The organism is Thermoleptolyngbya sp. M55_K2018_002, assembly GCF_015295965.1.
Taxonomy (GTDB): Bacteria; Cyanobacteriota; Cyanobacteriia; order Elainellales; family Elainellaceae; genus Thermoleptolyngbya; species Thermoleptolyngbya sichuanensis.
This window is the reverse complement of the sequence record NZ_DVEA01000267.1, coordinates 1-21,821: the sequence shown is the minus strand read 5'-3', so window position 1 is coordinate 21,821 and position 21,821 is coordinate 1. Positions and strand designations below refer to the sequence as shown.

Below are 21,821 nucleotides of genomic sequence, written 5' to 3'. Positions count from 1 at the left end.
CAGTGGATAGCGAATCACCAGCACCGCCAGCAGCGCCACAATCAGCAGCCCCACCACCCCCGTCAGCACGACATACACCTGTCGCCAGGTCACGCCCATCGCCAGCAGCGTCGTGGCGATCGCCGGGCCCGACAGCGCCCCCACGCCATAGAATCCATGCAGCGTGCCGATTAGCGATGCGCCGCGTTCGTCTTGCACGATGTACGTGTTCACGCCCGCATCGATCAGCCCAATGCCCAGCCCCAGCAGCGTCCCCGCCGCCACCATCAGGCCCCACACGGGCGAGGTGGCATAAATCGCCAGCGCCAGCGTCAGCGTGCCCGCCGCCATCAACAGCATCCGCGCCAGCCCCAGCCAACTGCTGATCAGGCTGCTGGTAAATGCCGCAGCAATGTAGCCTGCAATCTGGCTGACAAACAGCAGCGTGACGCTGGCGGGTGTCAGGCTATATTCCTGCAAAATCGACGGCAACAGCACCCCCAGCCCGCCCTCGGCGATGCCAATGGCAATAAAGGCATAAAAGGCGATCGCCACGCCAATCCAGCGCGGAGATGGCTGAGAAAACAGTTGCGCCATAATATCAATCCTCGATTTTGTCCTGAGCGCTGACCCAACTCGCACCCAGCCCTACTGTCGATCCTCAATTCTGGATTTGCGATTGCCCGTCGAGCAGCCAGGGGATTCCAGACGTTTCATCCGCAACACCACTCAAGAGAATCGATACGACCTCCTGCTAGCAGGCATTTCCGGTATTGTGGCTTGATTCAATAAACCCTGGCTTAAGCCCTGCTTAACGTTTAGATCTTTTGGACGGAAGCATGATCTCCACGAACATGGGGGCACAGCCTGCGATCGCAGACTGGCCTGGCAGTGGATAGGAGTGCAGTGCAGGTCAATCGTTTCCTAACCGCGACTCTCCCGCATTTGGCGCACAAACTGCTCAAACAGATAGTCTGCATCGTGGGGGCCGGGGCTGGCTTCGGGGTGATATTGCACCGAGAACATCGGCAGCGTCTTATGGCGCAGGCCGGCCACCGTGCGATCGTTCAGGTTCAGGTGGGTAATTTCTACCTCGGCATCGGGGAGCGACTCTTGGGCGATCGCAAAGCCGTGATTCTGGCTGGTGATTTCCACCTTTTGCCGCAGGCCCGCTGGCTGGTTTAGCCCGCGATGGCCAAACTTGAGCTTAAAAGATTCGCCACCCATCGACAGACCGAGAATCTGGTGGCCCATGCAGATGCCAAAGACAGGTTTTTGGGCCTTGAGCAAGGCTTTGGTGGTTTCGATGCCGTCGGTGTTGGCGGCGGGGTCGCCCGGCCCGTTAGACAGGAAAATGCCGTCCGGGTTGTAGCTCAGGATGGTTTCGGGCGGCGTGTCAGCAGGCACGACAATCACCCGGCAGCCGTAGCTGGCCAGCCGCCGTAGAATATTGCGCTTTACGCCAAAGTCAATTGCGACCACGGTCAGCGGTTCTGGCGATTTTGCTACGCCTTCGCTAAATTCCCACTCTGGCGGGGTCGGCTCGCTCCATTCGTAAATTTCCCTTGTGGTCACGTCCTTGACCAGGTTTAGCCCGGACATGCTGGGGGCTTCCTGCACCTGCATCAGCAGTTCCGCCGGGTCGAGGATTTCGGTGGAGAGGCCGCCATTCATCGCGCCGACGGAGCGCAGCTTGCGGGTGAGGGCACGGGTGTCGATGCCGTAGATGCCCGGAATGTGGTGCTGCTTGAGGTAGTCCGGGAGGGATTGGGTGGAGCGCCAGTTGCTTGGACGGGGGCAGATATTGCGGGCGATCGCCCCCTTCACCTGGGGCCCCGCCGATTCCTCATCCTCCGGGTTCACGCCCGTATTGCCCAGTTCGGGATAGGTAAAGGTGACAATCTGCCCGCGATAGCTGGGATCAGTCAGGACTTCTTGATATCCCGTCATACCCGTGTTGAACACCACCTCGCCGATGCTGGTGCCCGACGCGCCAAAGGAAAACCCGCGAAACACCGTGCCATCTGCCAACACCAGCAGCGCGGGGGGAGCCGTTACCAAACCCATATCCCTTCTCCCAAACAAGACCAAAATTCCAGCAAATCATACACCGGGATCATCGGTTTGTAATGGTCGTTGCCAAACTTGTTGGATTTGCTTGCTGGCCGGCTTGCTGGTCTGCATTAGGCTTTTGCGGGCGTGAGGCTGCGTCGGCGGGGCGAGTGTTCAGGTTTGCGCTGCGTCGTCGCGCTCTAGGCGCACTTCCACTTCCCGCTCCACATAGTCCCATTCCTTGCTAGCCCGCATCCGCACCAGCAGTTGATCAAACGCGGCGGTGTGTTCTGGTGCAAACTCAAACCAGGTGAGGAAGTCGAACGGTTCCCCCAGGTCGCGGCAGTGGAGCAGGCGACGGGCCACCCCCGGCAGATACTCCAGCCCGACGGCCGTATGGTGAGACTGTTCCTCAAAAATGGCGCGGCGCTCGTCTTGCGCCATGTCCCACCACTGAGCCGATTTTTTAATGGGGATCAGCACAGCGGAGACGGCTTCTGCCCGGTTGAGGTCGGGCTGCACTGCACGGAGCGTATCTAGTTCATCCCGCTTGGCATAGCGGACATTGCTGGCAAAGCTGCGAAGCACCCAGGCGCTGTCGGGTGGCGGTGTGGCGATCGCTCCAGCCACAATGTCCAGACGCTCCACCGGGTCTAGCCCAGTGCCGAGAACGGGTCGAACGTTCTGCACTCGCCAGCGTCCCTGCATTCCACCCACGAACGAGTATTGATTGCCCATGATTAGCTGCCCATCCAGTTTGCGAAGTGCTTGACAGCAGCTTAATTCAGCTTTGGGCAGCGGGAGATGAGTAGAGGCTGAGAAGCGGGCGGGCAGTGCAGGGTAAAGGGACACAAGGATTGGGGGCGATCGCCCCACCCAAAGCGCTACAGCACCTTTAGCAGATTTTTGCGATGGCGATGATAGCGGCTGGCGGCGAGGGCGATGCCCATAAAGCCCCACAGAATCATGCCCGACAGCCCCAGCATGACGCTGCTAAAAATAAACTGAAAAAACACTGCCAGCGAAATGCCCCGTGCAGTGCTGGCAAACGGGTCGGAACGGGCAGCAGAATCTTTGAACAGGCTGACGAGCAGGAAGATCACTCCCCCCAAGTAGGGCAGCGCACCCGCCCAGCCCAGCGTGAAGAAAATGTCGAGAATGGCGCTATCCAGGACGATCATTTCCAGCTTGCCATTGCGCTCATTCACAATCCACGTACTGCCCATGCCGCGCCCCAGCCCTCGTGTAACAGCCACATTGAAATCGCGGTCGTGGTTGCGAGAGCGATCGCGAAAACTCTGGTCGCGGGCAAGGTTAGAAATCGACTCGACCCGTTCGCTAATCACCTCATCAAACGGCTCCATTGCCGTCAGCGGCGTGACGCACAGCACCAGCACCAAAATCGTGACCACCAGCCGCATTTGATACTTGGGCGTGGTGGACGCAAAGGCCGCCAGCAGCCCCGCCACCCAGCCGCCCCAGGCCGAGCGCACCATGCTGAGCAGAATAGACAGATAGCCGCTGACGGCTGCGGGAATGCCCAATACGCTGCGCTCAGAAAACAGCAGCAGCAGCCCTGCCATCATCACCACGGAAAACGGGCCAGGCGAGTGCATGGTACTCCAGACGCGGATTTCAAACGGCTCTGGCTTGCCAAAGCTGACTAGCTTGGTGCGAATCAGCCAAAAACCGTCCCACGGCGGCGCAACCATAAACTGGTAGATGCCGTAAAGACCCGTGAGCAAGACACACCAGAGAAACACGCGCTGAAAGTTGCTGCGGTAGCTGGGATAGTCGCGCCAGTTTGCAAACAGGTGAAAGCCAAATAGAATCGGACAAATCCAGTCGAGGAAGGAACGAATGACAGCAAGCGGTGGATTACCGAGAATGAGTCCGATCAGAAAGGCATAGACCACGCTTGCCATCCCTAGCACAAAGGGCAGCCCGCCCATTTTCGGCGTGCGGGGCAGATAGCGCACCAGCGTCAGCACGCTGACAAACGTGACCAGATAGGGCGCAAGCAAGATAACGCCCTTTTCGTCCCAGAAGCTGTTGTAGTCGCTGACGCGCCGCAGCAGCGGTGTGAGAAACCAGACCCACCAGGCAAACCCAACGTAGAGCAGCGGATAGCGGAAGTAGAGCAACACCGCCACCAGCAGCGCCGAGGCCGGAAAAAACAGCCGCACCAGGCTCCCTGCCCCTACCAGGGCCCCCAGCGTGGCAATGCCAAACACCCCGGCGATCGCAATCCATCCGGGTAAGGACTGACTGGCACTCGGCTGCGGACTCGAAATGACTTCCATAGGCAAAACGCAGGCAAAACGTTGGCAAAACGCAGGCAAAACGGCAGGCGGCTCACGCACCCTCACACACAGAAGACATACTCAGTCAACCCATCCAACCACCCAACCCCCAATCCAAAATCCACAAGCCCCAATCCAAAATCCTTCTCTACCCTCCCATCTCCAACTCCTGCCCCCCAACCCCCGTTCCCAGACCCCGCTTTCGGCTTTTCCACCAGGTCTGAACGCCCTGCCAGCGCCCCTGCATGGCCGCCGCCCACTGACGCATGGCTAAATCGCGCTGTTGCGGAAAATAGCGCACCAACTGGGCCAGCCCAAAGGCATCTCTATGCCCCAGCAGCAGGGCATAGAGCAGGAATATTCCCCGCTGTGCAGGTGGCAAGTGTTCCAGCAGGGCCAGGGTTTCGTTGTGGACGGCGTTTTGGCGGGCGATCGCGCTGAACTGGTGGCGCTGGTCTTCATCGAACCGGGGCGCGGGATAGTGATCGACCAAGACTGCTGGATCGTAGACCAGTCGCCAGCCATCGCGCCGCAGCGCCAGACTAAAGGCCAGTTCAAAGTGAACCTGGGCCCCAGCGCCGCGCATCCGGGTGTCGAATCGTCGGTGGGCGATCGCCGTTCGGCGGAAGCTCATGTTCACGCCTTTGAGAATATCGACCTCTCGCGCCGCGCCCAGTCCCAGGTGATGGTTGCCGATGGGCCGACCAAACCATTGCAGCTTGCCCACGGTGCAGGGCCGGCCGGTCAGAGATTCGGGCAAGTGCTGGATGCGATCGCGCCCGCCCAGTCCGCCCAGTTGAGGATCAGCCAGGAAATGCTGCTCGATGCGCTGTAGCCAGTCTGGGTGGGGCGCAGCGTCGTCGTCTGTGAAGCAAACCACATCGCCCTGGGCAGCGTCCAAGCCCCGATTCATCGCCGCTACTACTCCTGGCAGAGCCACGCTCAGCGTTCGCAAATTGGGCTGCAAGTTTTGCAAGGGGAAACCCTTCTCAGACGCTAGAAAACTCCAGGTGTCGCAATCCGTATCTCGCACCACCACGATCACCTCATCGGGCGATCGCACTTGCTCAGCCAGGGCCGCCAGACAGCGCCGCAGGTCGTCAGCGCGGCAGTAGGTGGGAATGATGACGGTGAGTTTCATGGTTGGCAGTTTGGGGATGATCAGCAGCGGCAGGGCAGCACAGCGCGTCAAACAAGTCCAAATATTGCTGCGCCATTGCGCTCCAGGTGTGGGCTTCGGCGCGGCGACGGGCCGCCTGGCCCAGTTGCGATCGCCGCGTGGGGTCGGCAATCAGCGCGTTCAGCGTTTGGGCCAAATGCTCCACGTCGTTGGGGTCGGGCAGCACCACGCCGCAATCAGGAGTCACAATTTCTGCGCCGCCTGTGGTTACCGCAGTGACCACGGGCAGCCCGGTGGCCATGGCTTCTAGCAGCACGAGCGAACAGGCTTCGTATCGGGATGGAAAAATGAACAGGTCGGCGGCTTGCATCAGATCCTTGAGGTCGCGGCGATAACCCAAAAAATGAACGCGATCGCCCACTCCCAAGTCTTGTGCCAAGCGAGGGTAGGGGCTACCCCGCAGATCGCCCGCCACCGCCAGATGCAGCCCAGCCACCTGAGCCAGAGCGCGAATCACCGTGTCTAAGTTTTTGCGAGGGGTTTTGATATCTCCTGCAAACAGCCCCATCGGCACGTTCCCCGGCAAACCCCAGCGATCGCGCTCCACAGAACCCGGCACAAACTCCGTGATATCCACTCCGTTCAGCACGACTCGAATCTTCGCCGCAGGCACTCCTAGCCTCAGCAGCCCTTGCTTGACCTGCTGAGAAACCGCCACCAAAACCGTCGCCTGCTGAAATGCCCGCTTTTCCCAATGGGCATTCAGGAGGGTGTAGAGCCGCTGATACAGACCCCGCAGTCCAGGAGGGTGATTGGCGGACGATTCCCGCAGGCATTGCTTCGCGAATCGCAGCCAGTCATGGTGGACAAAATGCACCGCATTGACCCCTGCCGGAAAATCGGTAATCGCGCCGTTGAGCTTAATCACATCGAACTCGACCGCGTGCTTTGCCAGCCAGCGCCGACTGTGCCAGGAAAACACCAAGTTTCTCAGCAGCTCCGTCGGCAGCCCCTCAACCGGGATTGCCACCCAAGTCACCCCCGGATGCGGCACCAAGTCTGGCGCAGCCTCGCTGGCCAGCAGCGTCACCGAATGCCCTACTGCCAGCGCGTGCTGCACAATGGCGTAGTTGACGCGCCCCTGCCCGTCTCCTGGAACCACCCGATGCGTCACAATGCAAAGTTTCACTCGCGCTGCCTCCAGCCATGCTAAAGCGGCAAATATCGGTGTTTGATGCAGCCATACAGTTCGCCGCCACGCCAGCAGCCTTCCATCAGCACCCTACACAACGAAGCGCGATCGCGCAGCGAACCAATCAGGCGAACCGGAAACAGCGCCACCGTTTTGACGATCGACTTCCAACTCAAGATTTGCGGCATTCCCTTGTTTCGATGCTTCTGATAAAGGAATGGTTCTGTATATCCAAACTTGAAGGCTCGACGACAGACGCTCCGAATGCTGCCGCGCAGCCGAAAGTGAACAATTGCATCAGGCGCATAGCCCAGCTTAAACCCAGCCTGCTGAACACGCCAGGAATAGTCCACGTCTTGAAGTCGCAGCAGCGTTTCGTCAAACCCATGAATAGCATCGTGAACAGCGTGACGAATTCCCAAATTACACCCGCTGGCAAACTTCAGGTATCCCGACTCGAACAGCTTCAACCCATTTTCGTAACCATAAGCCTGCACCAGCCAGGGTTCATTCAGTCGCCAATACTCCATATACCCACCCACCAAATCAGACTCTTCTAGAGCCGCAGCCATCGCAGCAACCCAGCCCGCGCCGACCTCATCATCTCCATCACAAAACAGCAGAAACTCGCCTTGTGCTGCTGCCGCTGCCACGTTGCGGGCATGGGCACTGCCACCAACCCTAGAGGCATCCACGACGCGCAGATTGGGGAGGCGATCGCCAAACTGCTTTGCAATAGCCACGGTGTCGTCTGTAGACCCATTGTCTGCCACGATCACTTCCCACGGCTCTGAATACTGTTGGGCTGCCAAGGCCGCCAGTTGGGTAGCAAGAGTAGACGCATTGTTGAGGCAGGGAATGATCACGCTAACTTTCATGGGCTGGAATTCGCGAATGGGGTAGATGCTAAGAGTGAATTAGTCAGAATGGGCAAAAAAGCTGGACTCACAAGGCGCTAGCGAGCGGTGTTCTTAAACGAGTCTTGAATGCTCTGAGAGATGCGGATCGACTCGACTCGATTGAGACTTAAAAAGTGATCTGAATCGTCTTCGTGCGATCGCTCCATCAGCACCAGCGAACACAGCAAGCTCAGCATCAGCGCAACCAAGGTTCTCATATTAAACAGCCGACCCCTGAGCGACTGAAATAGGTGAACTCGGGCTTCAGACGGACGATTTGCCAACAGCAGCCCAATGCCCAAGGTTGTTTGGGCGTGCAGCAAAATCTTCTTGAAATGAGGTCTAAATGGACATAGGTTGCTGTCTTGAAGAAAGCGCTGATAGCAAAAGATTTCTACTTTAGCTTTAGAAATTTTGGCTAGCCCATCTCGTCGTCCACTCAAAAAGGTATCCGTGTTTGGATGTTCTCGATGGTAAACTAACTTGTCGGCAAGGTAATACGCAGCCTGCCCATCTTTGCAGCACAGATAGGTAATGTAGAGGTCGTGCATCCTATCCACTTCCGATGGAATATTTGCCCAGTCGATTGACGCTCTCCGAATCACAGCGCCCGCAACGCTGGGGACAGATTTGTGAACCAGACCAACCTCGACAAAGGGTTGGTAGAGTCCGCTCTGGAGGCGATCGCGCCGATAGGCTCGCGTCATCCTGCGCGTGGCAAAGGCGCTGATTTTTCCCGTCTCGTCGATGATGAACTGATCGCAGAAAGCAATCGTTGCTTCGGGGTATTGCTCCAATAGCGGAACCAGACTCTCTAAGAAGCGATCGCTCCAGAGGTCATCATCATGCAAGAAGGCTAGATACTTGCCCCGCGCCATTTTGACAGCATTTATCGCGTTGGCAAAAAGTCCCAAGTTCTTATCGTTTCGCCAAAAACAAATTCGGGAATCATCAAAGGATTCGATGATCGCCCTCGGATCTTTGGGGCTGCAATTATCGGAAACAATAATTTCAATATTTTGATAGGTTTGCCGAACTGCGCTTTGAAGCGCTGCCCGCAGAAAAGTCGGACGATTATAGGTCGGAATAATAACGCTCACGAGTGCAGTTTGATGATTCATCGGCTTACGCTTTAATCGGTTTCTTTAAGTTCCTTGTCTCTGCTTGTCCATGCCCCTGAATTTTATTAACAGCGGTTTCAAAGTCGTTTTCAAAACCCTTTTCAAAGCCGTGGCCTGAACCCGTCTCAACCTTAGGATGCCTGTTGAATTTGGTAGTATTTCCAGAAGCGATCGCGCCGATCAATTAATTCTCGATAGCCGCCTTGCTCGACAATTCTTCCCTGCTCTAGCACCACAATTTTGTCGGCTCCTGAAATCGTAGAGAGTCGATGGGCGATCGCCAGCACGGTTCGCCCGACCGAGAGTTTTTCGAGCGCTTCCTGAATCAGTCTTTCAGACACCGAATCCAGAGCGCTGGTAGCCTCGTCCAAAATCAGGATTTCTGGATTTCGTAACAACGCACGGGCGATCGCAATTCGCTGGCGCTGCCCACCCGATAGCCGAATGCCGCGATCGCCCAGCGTTGTCTCAAACCCCTCTGGCATTTCTAGAATAAACTCCAGCGCGTTTGCCAACCGTGCGGCTTCATACACTTCGCTATCGGTGGCCTGTTCGGAGCCGTAGGCAATATTGCTGCGAACAGACGCATTAAAAATGAACGTATCCTGACTCACAATCGCCAACCGATGGCGAACGGAATCGATCTCGAACTCTCGTAGATCAATTCCATCCAAAAGTACCTGCCCCGCAGTCGGGTCATAGAAGCGAGAAATCAAATCTGCCAGCGTAGATTTGCCAGACCCCGATGCCCCAACCAGGGCCGTAGTTTTGCCTTTTTCGATGCAAAGATTGATATCTTTTAACACCAGATGATCGGGGTCATAGCCGAAATCAACAGCTACAAACTCAATCCCATGAAACAACCCAGGAAAACTGCGCGTACCGTCTTCAAAAAATTGCTTGCCTTCGTCGCTCAAGAGCCGCTTGATATTTTCTACAGACCCCATCATGGTGCTGAGGTGAGAAAACACGCCCAGCAAGTCTTGGCTGTAGGGAACCATGCGAAACAGGATGAATAAAAACGTCAGCAAGGACGCAACGGGCATGATGCGATTGGTGAGCGCGAGGATAATCATGCCCACCAGCACAAAGGTCGCCGAAGCCTCTGCCAGCGGACGCACCAGGCAGGACAGGCGATAGACCGTTTTCCATTCTTGAACCAGTCCTGTGCTGGCCTGATAAAATCGCCGCCGTTCAAAATCTTGTGCAGAAAAGGCCTGTACAGTGCGGATTCCGTTGATGAATTCGATGGCGATAGAAGTCAGTCGTCCGCTGGCTTGAGAGGTTCTAGTACTTCGCCGCCGTACCCGTTTGTTCAGCTTAGAAAACCCAAAGGCCAGTCCACCAAAGAGGAGAATCGAAATGAGTGAAAGCTGCCAGGATAGTAAGAGAATGGCGATCGCATATACCAGCAGCGTAAAGGCACGGGTCATCAGAAATGACATTGCCCCAAAAGCATTTCTGATCCGCTCCATTTCGCTGGTTAATACATCGACCAGTTCCCCCGATCGAGTCTGAGAAAAATAGCTGAGACGCTGCGATTGAAGCTGCTCAAACACGCGCTTGCGGAGTCGATCAATAAGGGTGACTTCACTCGTCAGCGTGTAATATTGCGCCAGGTAATTGAACACAGCCCGAATACAGGTTGCTGCCACAATCAGCCCAGAGACGCGATAGAGCCGCTGATTCACCGGGGCAGTGGTGCCCAATATCCAAACATCAAACCATTTGAACCCAGTCTGGACAGGCGGTGCATCCGGTGAGGTGAGACTTTGCAAAAAGGCGAGCAAAAAACCCAGCCCAAAGCCTTCCGTAACGGATGCCAAAAGCGCAAAACAAACTGCGGCGATCGCCAGCCAGCGAAAGCTTTTGAACTCCCTCAAGATCAAGTGGTTTTCTTGCCAAAATCGAGTTGCTCTCAGGGGCTTGCGAACCAGTTGAAGCAGTTTGAAAAACATGGGCGGAGCAACAAAACAGCTTAGTTATCCCGGATCTCTACGCAGTCTTTATAAAGCTCCTTAACCTCCTTTGCTAGGCGGCATCTCGTCCTGCGGATTCGGCAGTTTCGCGGTTAGAAACGGACTCGGCAAACAGGGCCCCCAGTCCCGACGGGCGACCATAGGCCACCTGAGCGCCCTTTACATCGTTGGCAATCATTCCAATCACGTTCAAGCCATTGAGCGCCGTGGCTGCCTGAATCAGGCTGGACTGGGAGACGCTGTCGAGACGAGCGACGACGGCAACGCCTTCACAAAGCGAGGCAGTTTGAATCGCATCCACAACGCCCAGCACAGCGCAAGAATCCAGAATCACCAGGTCATAGTCTTTTTCAAAGGCTCTAATCCAGTCCCGCAGTTCGTCAGAACTCAGCAGGCGCACCGGATCGCTGGACAGCGGCCCCGCCGTCAGCACATCAGTATTTGCGCCGATGCTGTGCAGTAGGGGCTGCCGATCTTCGCCGCTGAGCAGGGTGGAGAGTCCCTGACGGTTGGGCAGGTTAAGTTGTTGGTGCAGGCTGGGCGATCGCAGGTTGGCATCGATCAGCAGCACCCGCTGATGTAGCCTTGCGGCGCTCAGCGCCAGACCAATCGACACCAGCGTTTTGCCCTCGTTTGCCAGAGCAGAGGTAACGGCAAGCGATCGCAGCGCCGATGCAGGGCTGCTGCGCCGCAGGCTCTTGTAGACCAGATCCATCGACTCTCGAAACAGCGGCCACTGAGCGGCTTGCAGCATGGGCAGGGCAGCGGGCGATCGCCCAGACACGGACAACGGAATCCCCAGCGGCCAGCGCTGACCCACGATGCTACGCGGGAGTTTGGGCACTATGCCCAGCGGCGGCAGGGCTACGGTTTCTGTCAGCTTTTCGGGCGAGTGAATGACATCATCCATCGACTCGCGCAAGAAGACCGCCATTGCGCCCAAAAATAGCCCCAGCACCGTACCCAGCAGCAGATCGGTCAGCACCCTTGGGCCCGTTTTGATGCCTCGCTCTGGCGCTTCCACCACCTGCCAGTTGTAGCCACCACGCCCAATTTCAATGGCCAACTCCTGACGCGCCTTCAAAAGCTGCTGGAGGGTTTCGCGTTTGGTGGTGATGTCGGGCTGGAGACGGTTGTATTCAGCAATCAACTGCGGAAACTGGTTTAGCTCGTTGCGAAGCTGGGCTTCGGCTCTGGCTAGGCTTTGATCGCGGGCCTGCAAGCCCACCAAATTGGTCTGCGTAGCTACCAACTGCCCAGCCAGCCCCATTTCCACTTCGCCCATCTGGGCTTCGGTGTAGAGTTTTTCTTCGGAAAGTTCAGCGCGATCGCCCAGGATGCGTCTTGCCTCTTGCTGGAGCAGCGCCCGCTCTCGGTCAAGCTGCTGAGTCAGGCTGCGAACCGTGGGCGATCGCTCAGTGTAGGTGACCAACTGCTCTGCCAGCGCCAGTTCAGTCTCTTGCAGCGAGGTCAGCAAGTTGCGAAATCGCTGCGACTGGCTCAGGCGCGACGCGACAATCGCCCCCTGGGGCGTGCGGGCAAGCTGCTGCTGGAGGTCACGAAACCGCATCTGATTATCCTGGAACTCGGCCTGGATGGCGCGGCGCTGTTCGGCGATCGCATTCAGCGCCTTCGCAAACTCCGTGGCCTGCTGCTCTGGGTCGATAATGCCCTGCCCTTCGCGGAAATCTTCGAGCGATCGCTCTGCATTCGCCACCTCTTGCCGCACCGTAGGCAGTTGCTCGTCAATAAATGACAGACCGTTGCTTAGACGGAGCTTCTGCTGCTCCAGGTTATAGGCCAGGTAGACATTTTTCATCACCTCCAGCACCCGTTGCGACTTCAGCGGATCGCCGCTGGTATAGTCCACCTGGAGAATTTTCGTCTCAATCTTATCTTCGGTTTCCAGCACGCGGCTCACCGCCAGACCCCGCTTCAAGTCCTCCAGTCCCAGGTCAGGATACTCAGAGCGCAACGCCTCCACCGCCCGCCCCAGCAGGATGGGACTCTGCATCAGGCGAATTTGCGTGGCGTAGTCAATTTCGACTGCGGCTGGAGCCGTGAACAGCGTCTCTGGCACGGCCCCCCGCAGATTCGCCTTCTGCTCGTAGTTCGACTCCACCAAAAGCTGCATTGAACTGCGATAGGTCGCGTCCTTGCGGGCCGACAGCAAGGTTGAAACCGCCATCGTACTCAGCAGCACCCCCAGCAGCAATAGCCGCCGCCGCATCAGCGTGGCAAAAAGCTGCCCATAGCCGAGTTCCGAGTCGGCTGACCCATTCAGTTTCGCCTCAAGCATGATTCTTCATCCCGCATGAACTCAAAATTTGGAACTCCGGTAGTGACCTGTATGGAGTGACCTTTATGACTGAGCTTTATGGCTGAGCTTAATCACTGAATCTAGACAAACACCCCAAATGAAAACTCTGGACAAATATTTTTGCAGCACGCGCTGAAACAAAAGAACACCTTGAAACAAACCCCTTTAGCTAGGCTCAGCCAGGCTCATCGAGCCAGACTCACCGAGCTAAACGCAACCGCTCGGCGATCGCACACCCCGTCAATAATTTCCCCAATCTTGTCAAAAAAGACCTTCTTGGTAAATCGACTCAGCGCGTGATCCCGAATCCTGGAATAATCCCACTGCACCCGCACCGCCTCTAGCAGCGTCGCCTCCAGCGAAGCAGCCGTCTGCTCTTGAAAGAATAACCCCGTCAGCCCTGGAATCTGCGTATCCAGCACGCCACCCGCGCCATAGGACACCACGGGCGTACCGCTGGCATTCGCCTCCACCGGCACTAGACCATAATCTTCCAGCGCCGCCACTACCACCAGTTTCGCCCGCGCCAGCAGGCTAGCCCGCTCCGCATCGCTGACGTAGCCCAAGAACTGGATATTTCTGGCGCTCATGCTTTCCAGGCGCTTGCGATCTGGCCCCTCTCCCGACACCAGCAGCGGCCAGCCCAGCCTGCTAAACGCTTCCACGATGACATCCACCCGCTTGTAGCCCAGCAGCCGCGCCGAAGCCAGATAGAAGTCATCCTTCTTGTCCGAAAATTGAAACAGGCTGGCATCAATTGGATAATTCACCGTCACCGCTGGGCGGTTGTAAAGCGCCTCAATTCGTCGAGCCACCGTGTTGGAATTGGCAATATACAAATCTGGTTCCTGAGCATAGACCAAGTCTGCCTTTCTCAGGATCTTAAACACCACATCGATAGCGGGATAAAACGTCTGAAAATCTCGATATTCGCGCAGATAGTTTTGCGTATCCCAAAGGAATCGGGGAACGTTATGACAAAAGCAAATGTGCTTTGCGTGGGCCCCTTTTCGCACGGCTTTTGCAAAGCTGGTGCTGCTGCTCACGATCAGATCGTAATCTCGCAAATCGAGCGCTCGAAATGCTGGGTAATAAAACGGAGCCAGCAGCCTAAAATACTTCGAGGCATTGGGCATCGCCTGCAAAAGGGTGGTTCGCACTTCGCGATCGCCCAGTTCGATCGTGCGCTCCGGGTCATACAAAGACGTGTAAATATCTGCGTCTGGAAAATATCGGCATAGCAGTTCAAAAACCCGCTCTGCCCCACCCCGCTGAGTTAGATAGTCGTGTACCAGCGCAACTTTCATGGTTAGAAACTCTGTATCTAGCTAGTTCAATATCCCAGCCATGAGCAAAACGGGAAGCATTTACATAATAGTCAAGGCATCGATAAAACACGGCTTGTTCAACCCCAATCAGCAACCTGACTGATTTCAATATTTTTTAAGTCGTCAAAGTTTTAGATCACCATTTAGAAGGCTATTGGAACCCCGATTTAGACCATTAAGACCAACGTCATAGAACCAGCAAAGCAGACCATAGAACAGATGCACTTTCCAGCATTATTTCCAGCATTAATATCATTTGGTGCTAGAAGTTACGTAGACTAACCGGAACTCGTAAAAGTACGATGTCGTCGCCAACAAAGGTTTACATAATCTTCATACATAAGGGCAAAATCATGAATTTTTCATGAAGTTATCAAGAAGGCACGACTCTCTTTAGAGGTTCAAAGTCCTGAGGACAGACACTTTCAGCTTCTATCACCAGTTTTTATCTTTCGGTCTGAAGTTCATGTTTTTTTAACGGGAAACGACCGGGCATATCCGAGTAATTACTGAGATCATCAGATACATCCTCAATGGCGATCGCCCCAATTTTCTCGTTTTGTACTAGTCCAATGCGTAGCCCATGCAAAAGCGGTCAGGGAAAACCGTCTGCTCCCCGGCCGCTTTTTGGCACTGTTTTTGGCACTGTTTTTGACAGTTATTCTGAGTTTCTAATTGCTGCCGTTTCCTATCCAGAACATTAGGAAAACCTGGCGATCGCGCTCCGATACAGCATTTTTGGCAGCCAGAAATTCTCACATTCAAAAGTTCTCACCTTGCAGTCATCACTCCCAGACAAAACATCTACAAAACCGGCTCGCAGTCAACAACCTTGCTAAGTTTAGAATGGTCTCTCTAGGCAAAGTAATTGCCGACTGACAATACCCCAGCCTGGGCATCGCCCGGACTCAAGGCGATCGCCGTGACGTTGATTAGCAAATCACGACCAGCAGAAAAGCCCTCTTGATTATCGTTCACCGAAAGATAGGTACGGTTTCGCCATTCAAAGAAGACCGCTTGGTTTGCCAGGAGTCGCTGATTGCCTCGTCGGGCTTGGTTTTTGTCGAGATAGGCGGCTTGGACTGCTGCTTCGAGCGATCGCCCAGTTTTCACCCCGGCATTAAACAATCTGCGGGATCGCCGTTTGCGTCAACAGGCTGCTGGAATGAATCTGTCAGCAAAGTTGCCGCCTCCGTCTATTGCCTTTTCTGATTGCGCTGTCGCATTCCAAAAGAGTTTGTATGCACACCAGACTTCTGTTAGAATGAAGCTTCGGCATCTTGGAGAGATGGCTGAGTGGTCGAAAGCGGCAGATTGCTAATCTGTTGTACGGTTCGAAAGTCCGTACCGAGGGTTCGAATCCCTCTCTCTCCGTTCTGGATTTATGAACTTTGGGCATCGCTCGGAGATAGCTTGGTCGTGTTTTAACTGCTCGAGCACACTTAGCGGCCAAGCAAATTGGAGTGGCTGAAGTTGGGTGATCGCTTCTATCTGCTGAACGCAGCCCTGGCTCTTTCTATTAAGCTTTTTTGCACTTTTCGTTACATTTGTTGACCACATAAGCATTAGGCACCGTTCCGGGATAGTCTAGATCCGGCAACGGTGAAAACCGTATGCAGCATCAGTGCTGCGGGTGTTTCGTCAATCATTATCCTTTACGTTTAGCAACTGTTCTTTTTCCATCATGGCAACGTCTCCCTCTCCCGAAGCGACTTCTCCGTCTACTAGTTCTGTCTCTGCGAACGCTGCGGTTAACGTGATGCCCCCTGCCGATTCGCGGGAGCGTGTCAGCACGGCGCTGAAGGCGCTGCAAGACAGCATCTGTCAGGGACTAGAGGCACTAGACGGCGAGGGCAAGTTTCAGGAAGATGGCTGGGTGCGCGAAGAGGGCGGCGGCGGGCGATCGCGCGTGCTGAAGGGCGGTCGTGTGTTTGAGCAGGGCGGTGTGAATTTCTCAGAAGTGTGGGGCAAGGATCTGCCCCCGTCGATTTTGGTGCAGCGCCCAGAGGCGGCGGGGCACGGCTTCTATGCCACGGGCACGTCGATGGTGCTGCATCCCCGCAACCCCTACATTCCTACGGTTCACCTCAACTACCGCTACTTTGAGGCGGGCCCAGTGTGGTGGTTTGGCGGCGGCATTGACCTCACGCCCTACTATCCCACCCGCGAAGATGCCGCCCATTTCCACAAAACCATCAAAGCAGCGTGCGATCGCCACAACCCCCACTATTACCCCGCCTTTAAGCGCTGGTGCGACGAGTACTTCTACCTCAAGCATCGCGGTGAAACGCGCGGTGTGGGCGGCATTTTCTTCGACTATCAAGACACGCAGGGCATCCTCTATCCCATTTCCTATCCCGGCTCCCACAGCGACACCCCCGCAGCCGACTACAGCAAGCAGGTCGGCCCCGTGCAGGGACGCACCTGGGAAGACCTATTCGCCTTTGTGCAGGACTGTGGCAACGCCTTTTTGCCCGCCTATGTGCCCATCGCCGAACGGCATCAGCATGACGAGTATGGCGATCGCGAACGGAACTTCCAGCTTTATCGGCGCGGGCGCTACGTCGAATTCAACCTGGTCTACGACCGGGGCACGATTTTTGGACTACAAACCAACGGCCGCACCGAGTCAATCCTCATGTCGCTGCCGCCACTGGTGCGCTGGGAATATAACTACAAGCCGGAACCCGGCACACCCGAAGCAGAGCTATACGAGGTGTTTCTGAAGCCGCAGGACTGGGCTGAATGGAACGGTTAGGGCATCAAAAGCTGAGCATCTCCGGGTCGTGGCTCTAGCGGCAGGGGCTGAGTGGAGCCACGCCCGACGGGGGGCGCGTTCTGCTGGGGAGTTTCGGCGGACACGCCAGAGGGTGTCAACTGGGGCGGCGGACTTAGCACGCTGGGATTAAAAAAGGCAACAAGCGTGTTCACCAGTGCGTCGCGCTGGGCGCGGGTGAACTGGTTGACCACAGCGGTGTCTGCCTCTAGAGGATTGGTGGTGAGATTAATGGCTCCAGGATAGGAGCCAGGAACCATCGGCTCGTTGATGCCCAGGTAATCCGCCAGGGTCAGCTTCCAGTCAAACCGGGAGATGGGCGATCGCCCCTTAATCAGCGTGTGGTATCGGATCATCCGGCTGAGGAAGGTATCTTCGGGATCGACGGCTCCCGTGCGCTGAGAGATGTAATTATTTTCAAGCGGTATCTCCGGCAGGCGGCGATAGATCTCCTCCGCCACGCGGCTGGGAATGGGAACGCCATACTGCTGTGCGATCGCCCGTTGTGCCCCCAGCGGCGAGTTGGCATAGCGGGTCTGGGTTGGCGCAATCAGCCCCAGAGCTAGCAACATGCCTGCCGCGATCAGCAGTGCGGCAATTAACCGAGAGAGCAGCCGAATCCGGGTTTGTCGGCGTGAGCGCGATCGCATGGTCTCCCCTCCACATTCCTTCCAACTAAGCTTGCGCTATTCACCAATAATTTCTGGTTGAGTTAGCTCGTCCGACATTTCAATAATGGCGCGAATCACGGGCTTCATCTTGGGATCATCCAGGCTGTCAAACTCCTCGAAGCGGCGGCGCTGAGCGCGGTTGGCCACCTGAACTGTGATGCGATAGCGATTGGAAGCCGCGTTGATGAGATCCTCAGCCCGACGCATTAAATGGCTGGAATCAAAATGAGACCGTTTCATAGCTGCCAATCCTTAGAACGAGTAAACAGAACAAATAAACAAGTCAACTAAACAAGTCAACGCGCAAACCAACTGACGTACTCCAGTGTAGCCAATCGAGTCGCGGTTGATGCCGACCATCAAACCAAAGTTGCGCTCAGAGCAGCGCGAGGCTCATCAATTCATCGCTCTATGGGCACGCTGTTGGCAAAGGTATTGAATTCAATCACTGGGCAATCACTGGGCAAAACCTCTGGATCTCTGGATTAAGCTGGATTAGCTGGATCAACATGATGGAGCAAAATCTCTGGACAAAATCGGAGCAGGCATAGTTTCGGAACCTAACCGCATGTTAAGATATGCAGCAATTATGAGATCTGTGTTGGAGAGGTTATTTCACTCATGGAAGCGGCTCTGTTACTCGCAAAACTGCCCGAAGCCTATGCAATTTTCGACCCCCTGGTGGATGTGCTGCCCATTATTCCCGTGTTCTTCTTTTTGCTGGCGTTTGTGTGGCAAGCTGCCGTGGGCTTCCGCTAAGCTGCTTTGCCTAAGCTGCTTTACCGAGGTTTTGATTTTCTCAGGTTCTTTGAAGGGGGTGGGGACAGGTTGGTTCCCGCCTTTTTTCATGCCTTTCATGCCGTAGTTTTTTGTGTCCTGAGGGTCTGCCCCAGTTAGCTGATTCGCCTAGTCCGCCCGATTCGTTTACACAAGGAACTTGATAATCCACATCATCCGCTAGTGGTCGCCTGCCAGTAGCCTGCCAAGGGGACTTCGCTTCTGTATGCCAGTTTTGAGCGCCCAACGTCTGAGAAAAGTCTATCGAGAAAAGAAGATAGAAGTGCCCGCCGTGCGAGACGTATCGCTGGTGCTGAGTGCGGGCGAGGTGCTGGCGTTTCTAGGCCCCAATGGGGCAGGCAAAACCACCACCATCAAGATGATTGCGGGGCTGATTTTGCCCGATGCGGGCCAGGTGCAAATCGTTGGGCGCGATCCGCACCGAGACAGTCGGGCGCTGCGATCGCTCGGCGCAGTGCTGGAAGGAAACCGCAACCTCTACTGGCGCTTGACCTGTGAGGAAAACCTGGAATACTTTGGCGTGCTGCGGGGGCTATCGCGACGGGTGGCGCATCAGCGAGGCAAGGCGCTGTTGGAGCGGTTTGGGCTGACGGAAAAGCGCAAAACCGTGGTGCAAGCTCTGTCGCGGGGGATGCAGCAAAAGCTGGCGATCGCCGTTTCGCTGATCCACGACCCGCAACTGCTGCTGCTGGACGAGCCGACCTTGGGGCTGGATGTTGAGGCGACGCAGGCCGTGAAGGCACTGGTGCGAGAAATCGCCGCTGAGGGCCGCGCCATCCTGCTGACCACGCACCAGCTTGACATTGCCGAAGAATTGTCCGACCGCGTTGCCATTATCCGTCAGGGTGAAATTGTGGCGGAGGAAGCCACCCCTGAGCTAATCCGTCAGTTTTCTGGCTCTGCCTACCATATTGAATTGGAGCATCCACTCACGGGCGATCGCCTGCAAAAGCTAGACGCACTGGGGGTTTTAGTGCAGCATTGCACCCTCACCGTCCCCGATTCGTCCCTGCTGTATCCGGTTTTGGACATCCTCAACCCCCTGCCCCTGCTGAGCATCACCCGCGACGAAGCCAGCCTCACCGATATTTTTCTCAAGCTCACCCGCCTCAAAGCTTGAGCAGGATCTGCATACGAACTCTGCATACGAACTCTGCACGCTATTGCTGCACGGCAACACCGCAGCAGGCAAATGTGGGGCACGTCCTGACCTGCCCCATCTCCGGTGTTTCCTGTAGAAATAATGCGAACCAAAGTCGCAATTCTTACCCAAAAGGGGCTGAACTGCTTTCAGTTAAGGGGATACACGCGCCCTCACTGTTACATCCCAACACAGCTTTCATTAATTCTTTATGCCGCCCCTGCGGATATCTTTAGCATTCATCCCGCATAACAGTATTGGAGACTGTTGGAGCTATTTTCAAAGCCCCCCAGTTCCAAAGGCGGCAACTGATGCCCACTAATGCCAATCGAGCCAATCGAGCCAATCGAGCCAATCGAAGCCAATTGCAGTTGTCAATTGCAGTCAATGCAATTGCAGTAAGTGCAAACGTCAGAATCATGCGGAAGCTCGTAAACCCTAATCAGGCAACCTTCTAGCCCTGCTCGCCCCAGCATGACAGCGAACGTTCCCTGACCCTCTAGCATCTGACCCCCAAAATCCCGTTTTGCTATGACTATTTCCGTGCTAATTCCCCCGGTACAAGCCATCTCATCCCCCATCCCGCTAACAGACCTGGCGCTGCTGCATCGGTCGCTCCAGCCTCAGCTTGAAGCAGTGATTCAGACGGCAATGCTCCAGGGAGACTTTGTGTTGGGTGGGGCGCTGCTCGATTTTGAAATCGCCTTTGCCCGCGCCTGTGGCAGTGAGCATGGCGTTGGGGTTGGCTCTGGGACGGATGCGATCACCCTGGGGCTGCGGGCCTGCGGCATCGGGCAGGGCGACGAGGTGCTGCTGCCTGCAAATACCTTTGTGGCAACGCTGATCGGCGTGCTGCAATCGGGCGCAACCCCGGTGCTGGTGGACTGCGAACCTGATACCGCGCTGATAGATCTGGTGGCCGCCGAAAAGGCGATTACGCCCCGCACGCGGGCCATCATCCCGGTTCACCTCTACGGGCAAATGGTGTCGCCTCGTCAGTTGCTCGATTTGTCTGGCACCTACGACCTGATGATTTTTGAAGACGCAGCCCAGGCGCATCTGGCGGAGCGCGAAGGCTATCGTGCGGGTTCCGTTGGCATGGCGGCTGCCTTTAGCTTCTATCCCAGCAAGAACCTGGGGGCGCTGGGCGACGGCGGCATGGTGGTGACGCGAGAAGCGCAGATTGCCGAACGGCTGCGATCGCTCCGCAACTATGGCGCACCCTGCAAGCACTATTACACCGAATTTGGCGTAAACAGCCGCCTAGACACGCTGCAAGCCGCTGTGCTGGGTGTGAAGCTGCCCCACCTGCCCCACTGGAACCGCGATCGCCTGCGGATTGCCCAACGCTACGACGAACTGCTGGCCCCCCTCCAGTTTGCAGGCATCCAGCCCATAGTCAACGTCAGCGGTAGCGGTCACGCCTATCATCTCTACGTGGTACGCATTACCGATGCCTGCCCGCTGGAGCGAGTCGCTTTGCAAGCTGCGCTAGAATCTCGCCGCATTAGCACGGGCATTCACTATCCCGTACCCTGCCACTTGCAGCCTGCCTTCCGCTATCTGGGCTATCAACTGGGCGATTTTCCCAATGCCGAGCGGCTGAGCCATCAGGTGCTATCGCTGCCGATTTACCCCGGCATGACAGACGCACAGATTCAGCGCGTCGTCGGGGCGATCGAGGCGGCGGTGAGTGCGCCGTTTTCGGTGTCGTGCTGAATCATGGTGGGATGAGACGTTGGGTGCGGGAGTGATTGGATCGTCGAGGCCCTGGGACGTTGGAGCGTTTTAGTAGTTTCAGTAGTTTCAGTAGTTTCAGTAGTTTAAACAGTGGAATGCTAGAGTAAACTTCTAAACCTCGTCCTTTCCCGCATCCCTGCATCACCTCCCGCACGGGCACTACCATGCATCCTCGCTATTCTGGCTCTGGCATCTGGCGATCGCCCTCTCGATTTCGAGGCTGGCTGCTGCTGGGGCTGCTGGGGCTGCTCTACGGGCCGCTGCTGCTGCACTGGGCAGAGGGCTGGCTGAACAAGACCATCAGCATTGAGCATGAATACTATAGCCACGGGCTGCTGGGGCTGCCGCTGGCGGCGTGGCTGGGGTGGCAGCGGCGAGGCGACTGGGAGGCGCTGCCGGAAC

The 21,821-nt window shown here is 56.2% G+C and carries 19 protein-coding genes and 1 tRNA gene; 6 read left to right on the top strand and 14 right to left on the bottom strand.

The genetic code is table 11. The features are described 5' to 3' along the window. From IGS51_RS13670 to IGS51_RS13615, 12 genes are all read right to left on the bottom strand, one after another. Positions 1-576: MFS transporter (locus IGS51_RS13670; protein WP_297078956.1), on the bottom strand; the 576-nt coding region annotated here is incomplete at its 3' end. Positions 577-903: 327 nt separating this feature from the next. Then, the gene (gene carA, locus IGS51_RS13665) at positions 904-2,046 is read right to left on the bottom strand and encodes a glutamine-hydrolyzing carbamoyl-phosphate synthase small subunit (RefSeq protein ID WP_297078954.1); all 1,143 of its coding nucleotides are present in this window, start codon (positions 2,044-2,046) and stop codon (positions 904-906) included. 159 nt (positions 2,047-2,205) lie between these two features. Beyond that, on the bottom strand, positions 2,206-2,769 hold the full coding sequence (locus IGS51_RS13660) for a chlorite dismutase family protein (RefSeq protein WP_297078952.1): 564 nt from the start codon (positions 2,767-2,769) through the stop codon (positions 2,206-2,208). A 146-nt stretch (positions 2,770-2,915) separates the two neighbouring features. Next, complete coding sequence (locus IGS51_RS13655; protein WP_297078948.1) at positions 2,916-4,334, bottom strand: O-antigen ligase domain-containing protein; 1,419 nt, start codon at positions 4,332-4,334, stop codon at positions 2,916-2,918. A gap of 148 nt (positions 4,335-4,482) precedes the next feature. Beyond that, on the bottom strand, positions 4,483-5,475 hold the full coding sequence (locus tag IGS51_RS13650; protein WP_297078946.1) for a glycosyltransferase family 2 protein: 993 nt from the start codon (positions 5,473-5,475) through the stop codon (positions 4,483-4,485). Next, positions 5,435-6,643, bottom strand: coding sequence for a glycosyltransferase family 4 protein (locus IGS51_RS13645; protein ID WP_297078945.1), 1,209 nt, complete (start codon positions 6,641-6,643; stop codon positions 5,435-5,437). The genes IGS51_RS13650 and IGS51_RS13645 overlap by 41 nt, the downstream gene beginning before the upstream one ends. Positions 6,644-6,663: 20 nt before the next feature. Then, positions 6,664-7,524 (bottom strand): glycosyltransferase, encoded by an 861-nt coding sequence (locus IGS51_RS13640; RefSeq protein WP_297078942.1) that lies wholly within the window; start codon positions 7,522-7,524, stop codon positions 6,664-6,666. A gap of 77 nt (positions 7,525-7,601) precedes the next feature. After that, entirely contained in the window at positions 7,602-8,645 is a 1,044-nt protein-coding gene (locus IGS51_RS13635; RefSeq protein ID WP_297078939.1) for a glycosyltransferase family 2 protein, read from the bottom strand. Between the two features lie 152 nt (positions 8,646-8,797). Then, the gene (gene hepA / locus IGS51_RS13630; protein WP_367279338.1) at positions 8,798-10,624 is read right to left on the bottom strand and encodes a heterocyst formation ABC transporter subunit HepA; all 1,827 of its coding nucleotides are present in this window, start codon (positions 10,622-10,624) and stop codon (positions 8,798-8,800) included. 73 nt (positions 10,625-10,697) lie between these two features. After that, positions 10,698-12,944, bottom strand: a complete 2,247-nt coding sequence (locus IGS51_RS13625) for a polysaccharide biosynthesis tyrosine autokinase (protein ID WP_297078935.1) — start codon at positions 12,942-12,944, stop codon at positions 10,698-10,700. A gap of 206 nt (positions 12,945-13,150) precedes the next feature. After that, complete coding sequence (locus IGS51_RS13620) at positions 13,151-14,272, bottom strand: glycosyltransferase (protein WP_297078934.1); 1,122 nt, start codon at positions 14,270-14,272, stop codon at positions 13,151-13,153. A gap of 876 nt (positions 14,273-15,148) precedes the next feature. Next, entirely contained in the window at positions 15,149-15,421 is a 273-nt protein-coding gene (locus IGS51_RS13615) for a bluetail domain-containing putative surface protein (RefSeq protein WP_297078932.1), read from the bottom strand. Between the two features lie 154 nt (positions 15,422-15,575). Here IGS51_RS13615 and IGS51_RS13610 point away from each other — a divergent pair. Together IGS51_RS13610 and hemF are read left to right on the top strand one after the other, a co-directional pair. Further along, positions 15,576-15,667: transfer RNA gene (locus tag IGS51_RS13610), tRNA-Ser, on the top strand. 385 nt (positions 15,668-16,052) lie between these two features. Beyond that, positions 16,053-17,051, top strand: a complete 999-nt coding sequence (gene hemF, locus IGS51_RS13605) for an oxygen-dependent coproporphyrinogen oxidase (protein WP_225910643.1) — start codon at positions 16,053-16,055, stop codon at positions 17,049-17,051. Here hemF and IGS51_RS13600 read toward each other — a convergent pair. Further along, a complete protein-coding gene (locus IGS51_RS13600) occupies positions 17,048-17,719 on the bottom strand; it encodes a hypothetical protein (protein ID WP_297078930.1) in 672 nt (223 codons plus the stop codon). The two genes, hemF and IGS51_RS13600, sit on opposite strands and share 4 nt — an antisense overlap. Positions 17,720-17,755: 36 nt before the next feature. Further along, entirely contained in the window at positions 17,756-17,980 is a 225-nt protein-coding gene (locus IGS51_RS13595) for a DNA-directed RNA polymerase subunit omega (protein WP_068509385.1), read from the bottom strand. 381 nt (positions 17,981-18,361) lie between these two features. Here IGS51_RS13595 and IGS51_RS13590 point away from each other — a divergent pair, with 381 nt between their 5' ends. The 4 genes from IGS51_RS13590 to IGS51_RS13575 all read left to right on the top strand — a co-directional run. Beyond that, positions 18,362-18,499: a photosystem II reaction center protein K gene (locus IGS51_RS13590; RefSeq protein ID WP_068509389.1), complete on the top strand. Its 138-nt coding sequence runs from the start codon at positions 18,362-18,364 to the stop codon at positions 18,497-18,499. A 244-nt stretch (positions 18,500-18,743) separates the two neighbouring features. Then, the gene (locus tag IGS51_RS13585; RefSeq protein ID WP_297078927.1) at positions 18,744-19,658 is read left to right on the top strand and encodes an ABC transporter ATP-binding protein; all 915 of its coding nucleotides are present in this window, start codon (positions 18,744-18,746) and stop codon (positions 19,656-19,658) included. Positions 19,659-20,210: 552 nt separating this feature from the next. Then, entirely contained in the window at positions 20,211-21,398 is a 1,188-nt protein-coding gene (locus tag IGS51_RS13580) for a DegT/DnrJ/EryC1/StrS aminotransferase family protein (RefSeq protein WP_297078925.1), read from the top strand. A gap of 185 nt (positions 21,399-21,583) precedes the next feature. After that, positions 21,584-21,821: archaeosortase/exosortase family protein (locus IGS51_RS13575; RefSeq protein ID WP_297078923.1), on the top strand; the 238-nt coding region annotated here is incomplete at its 3' end.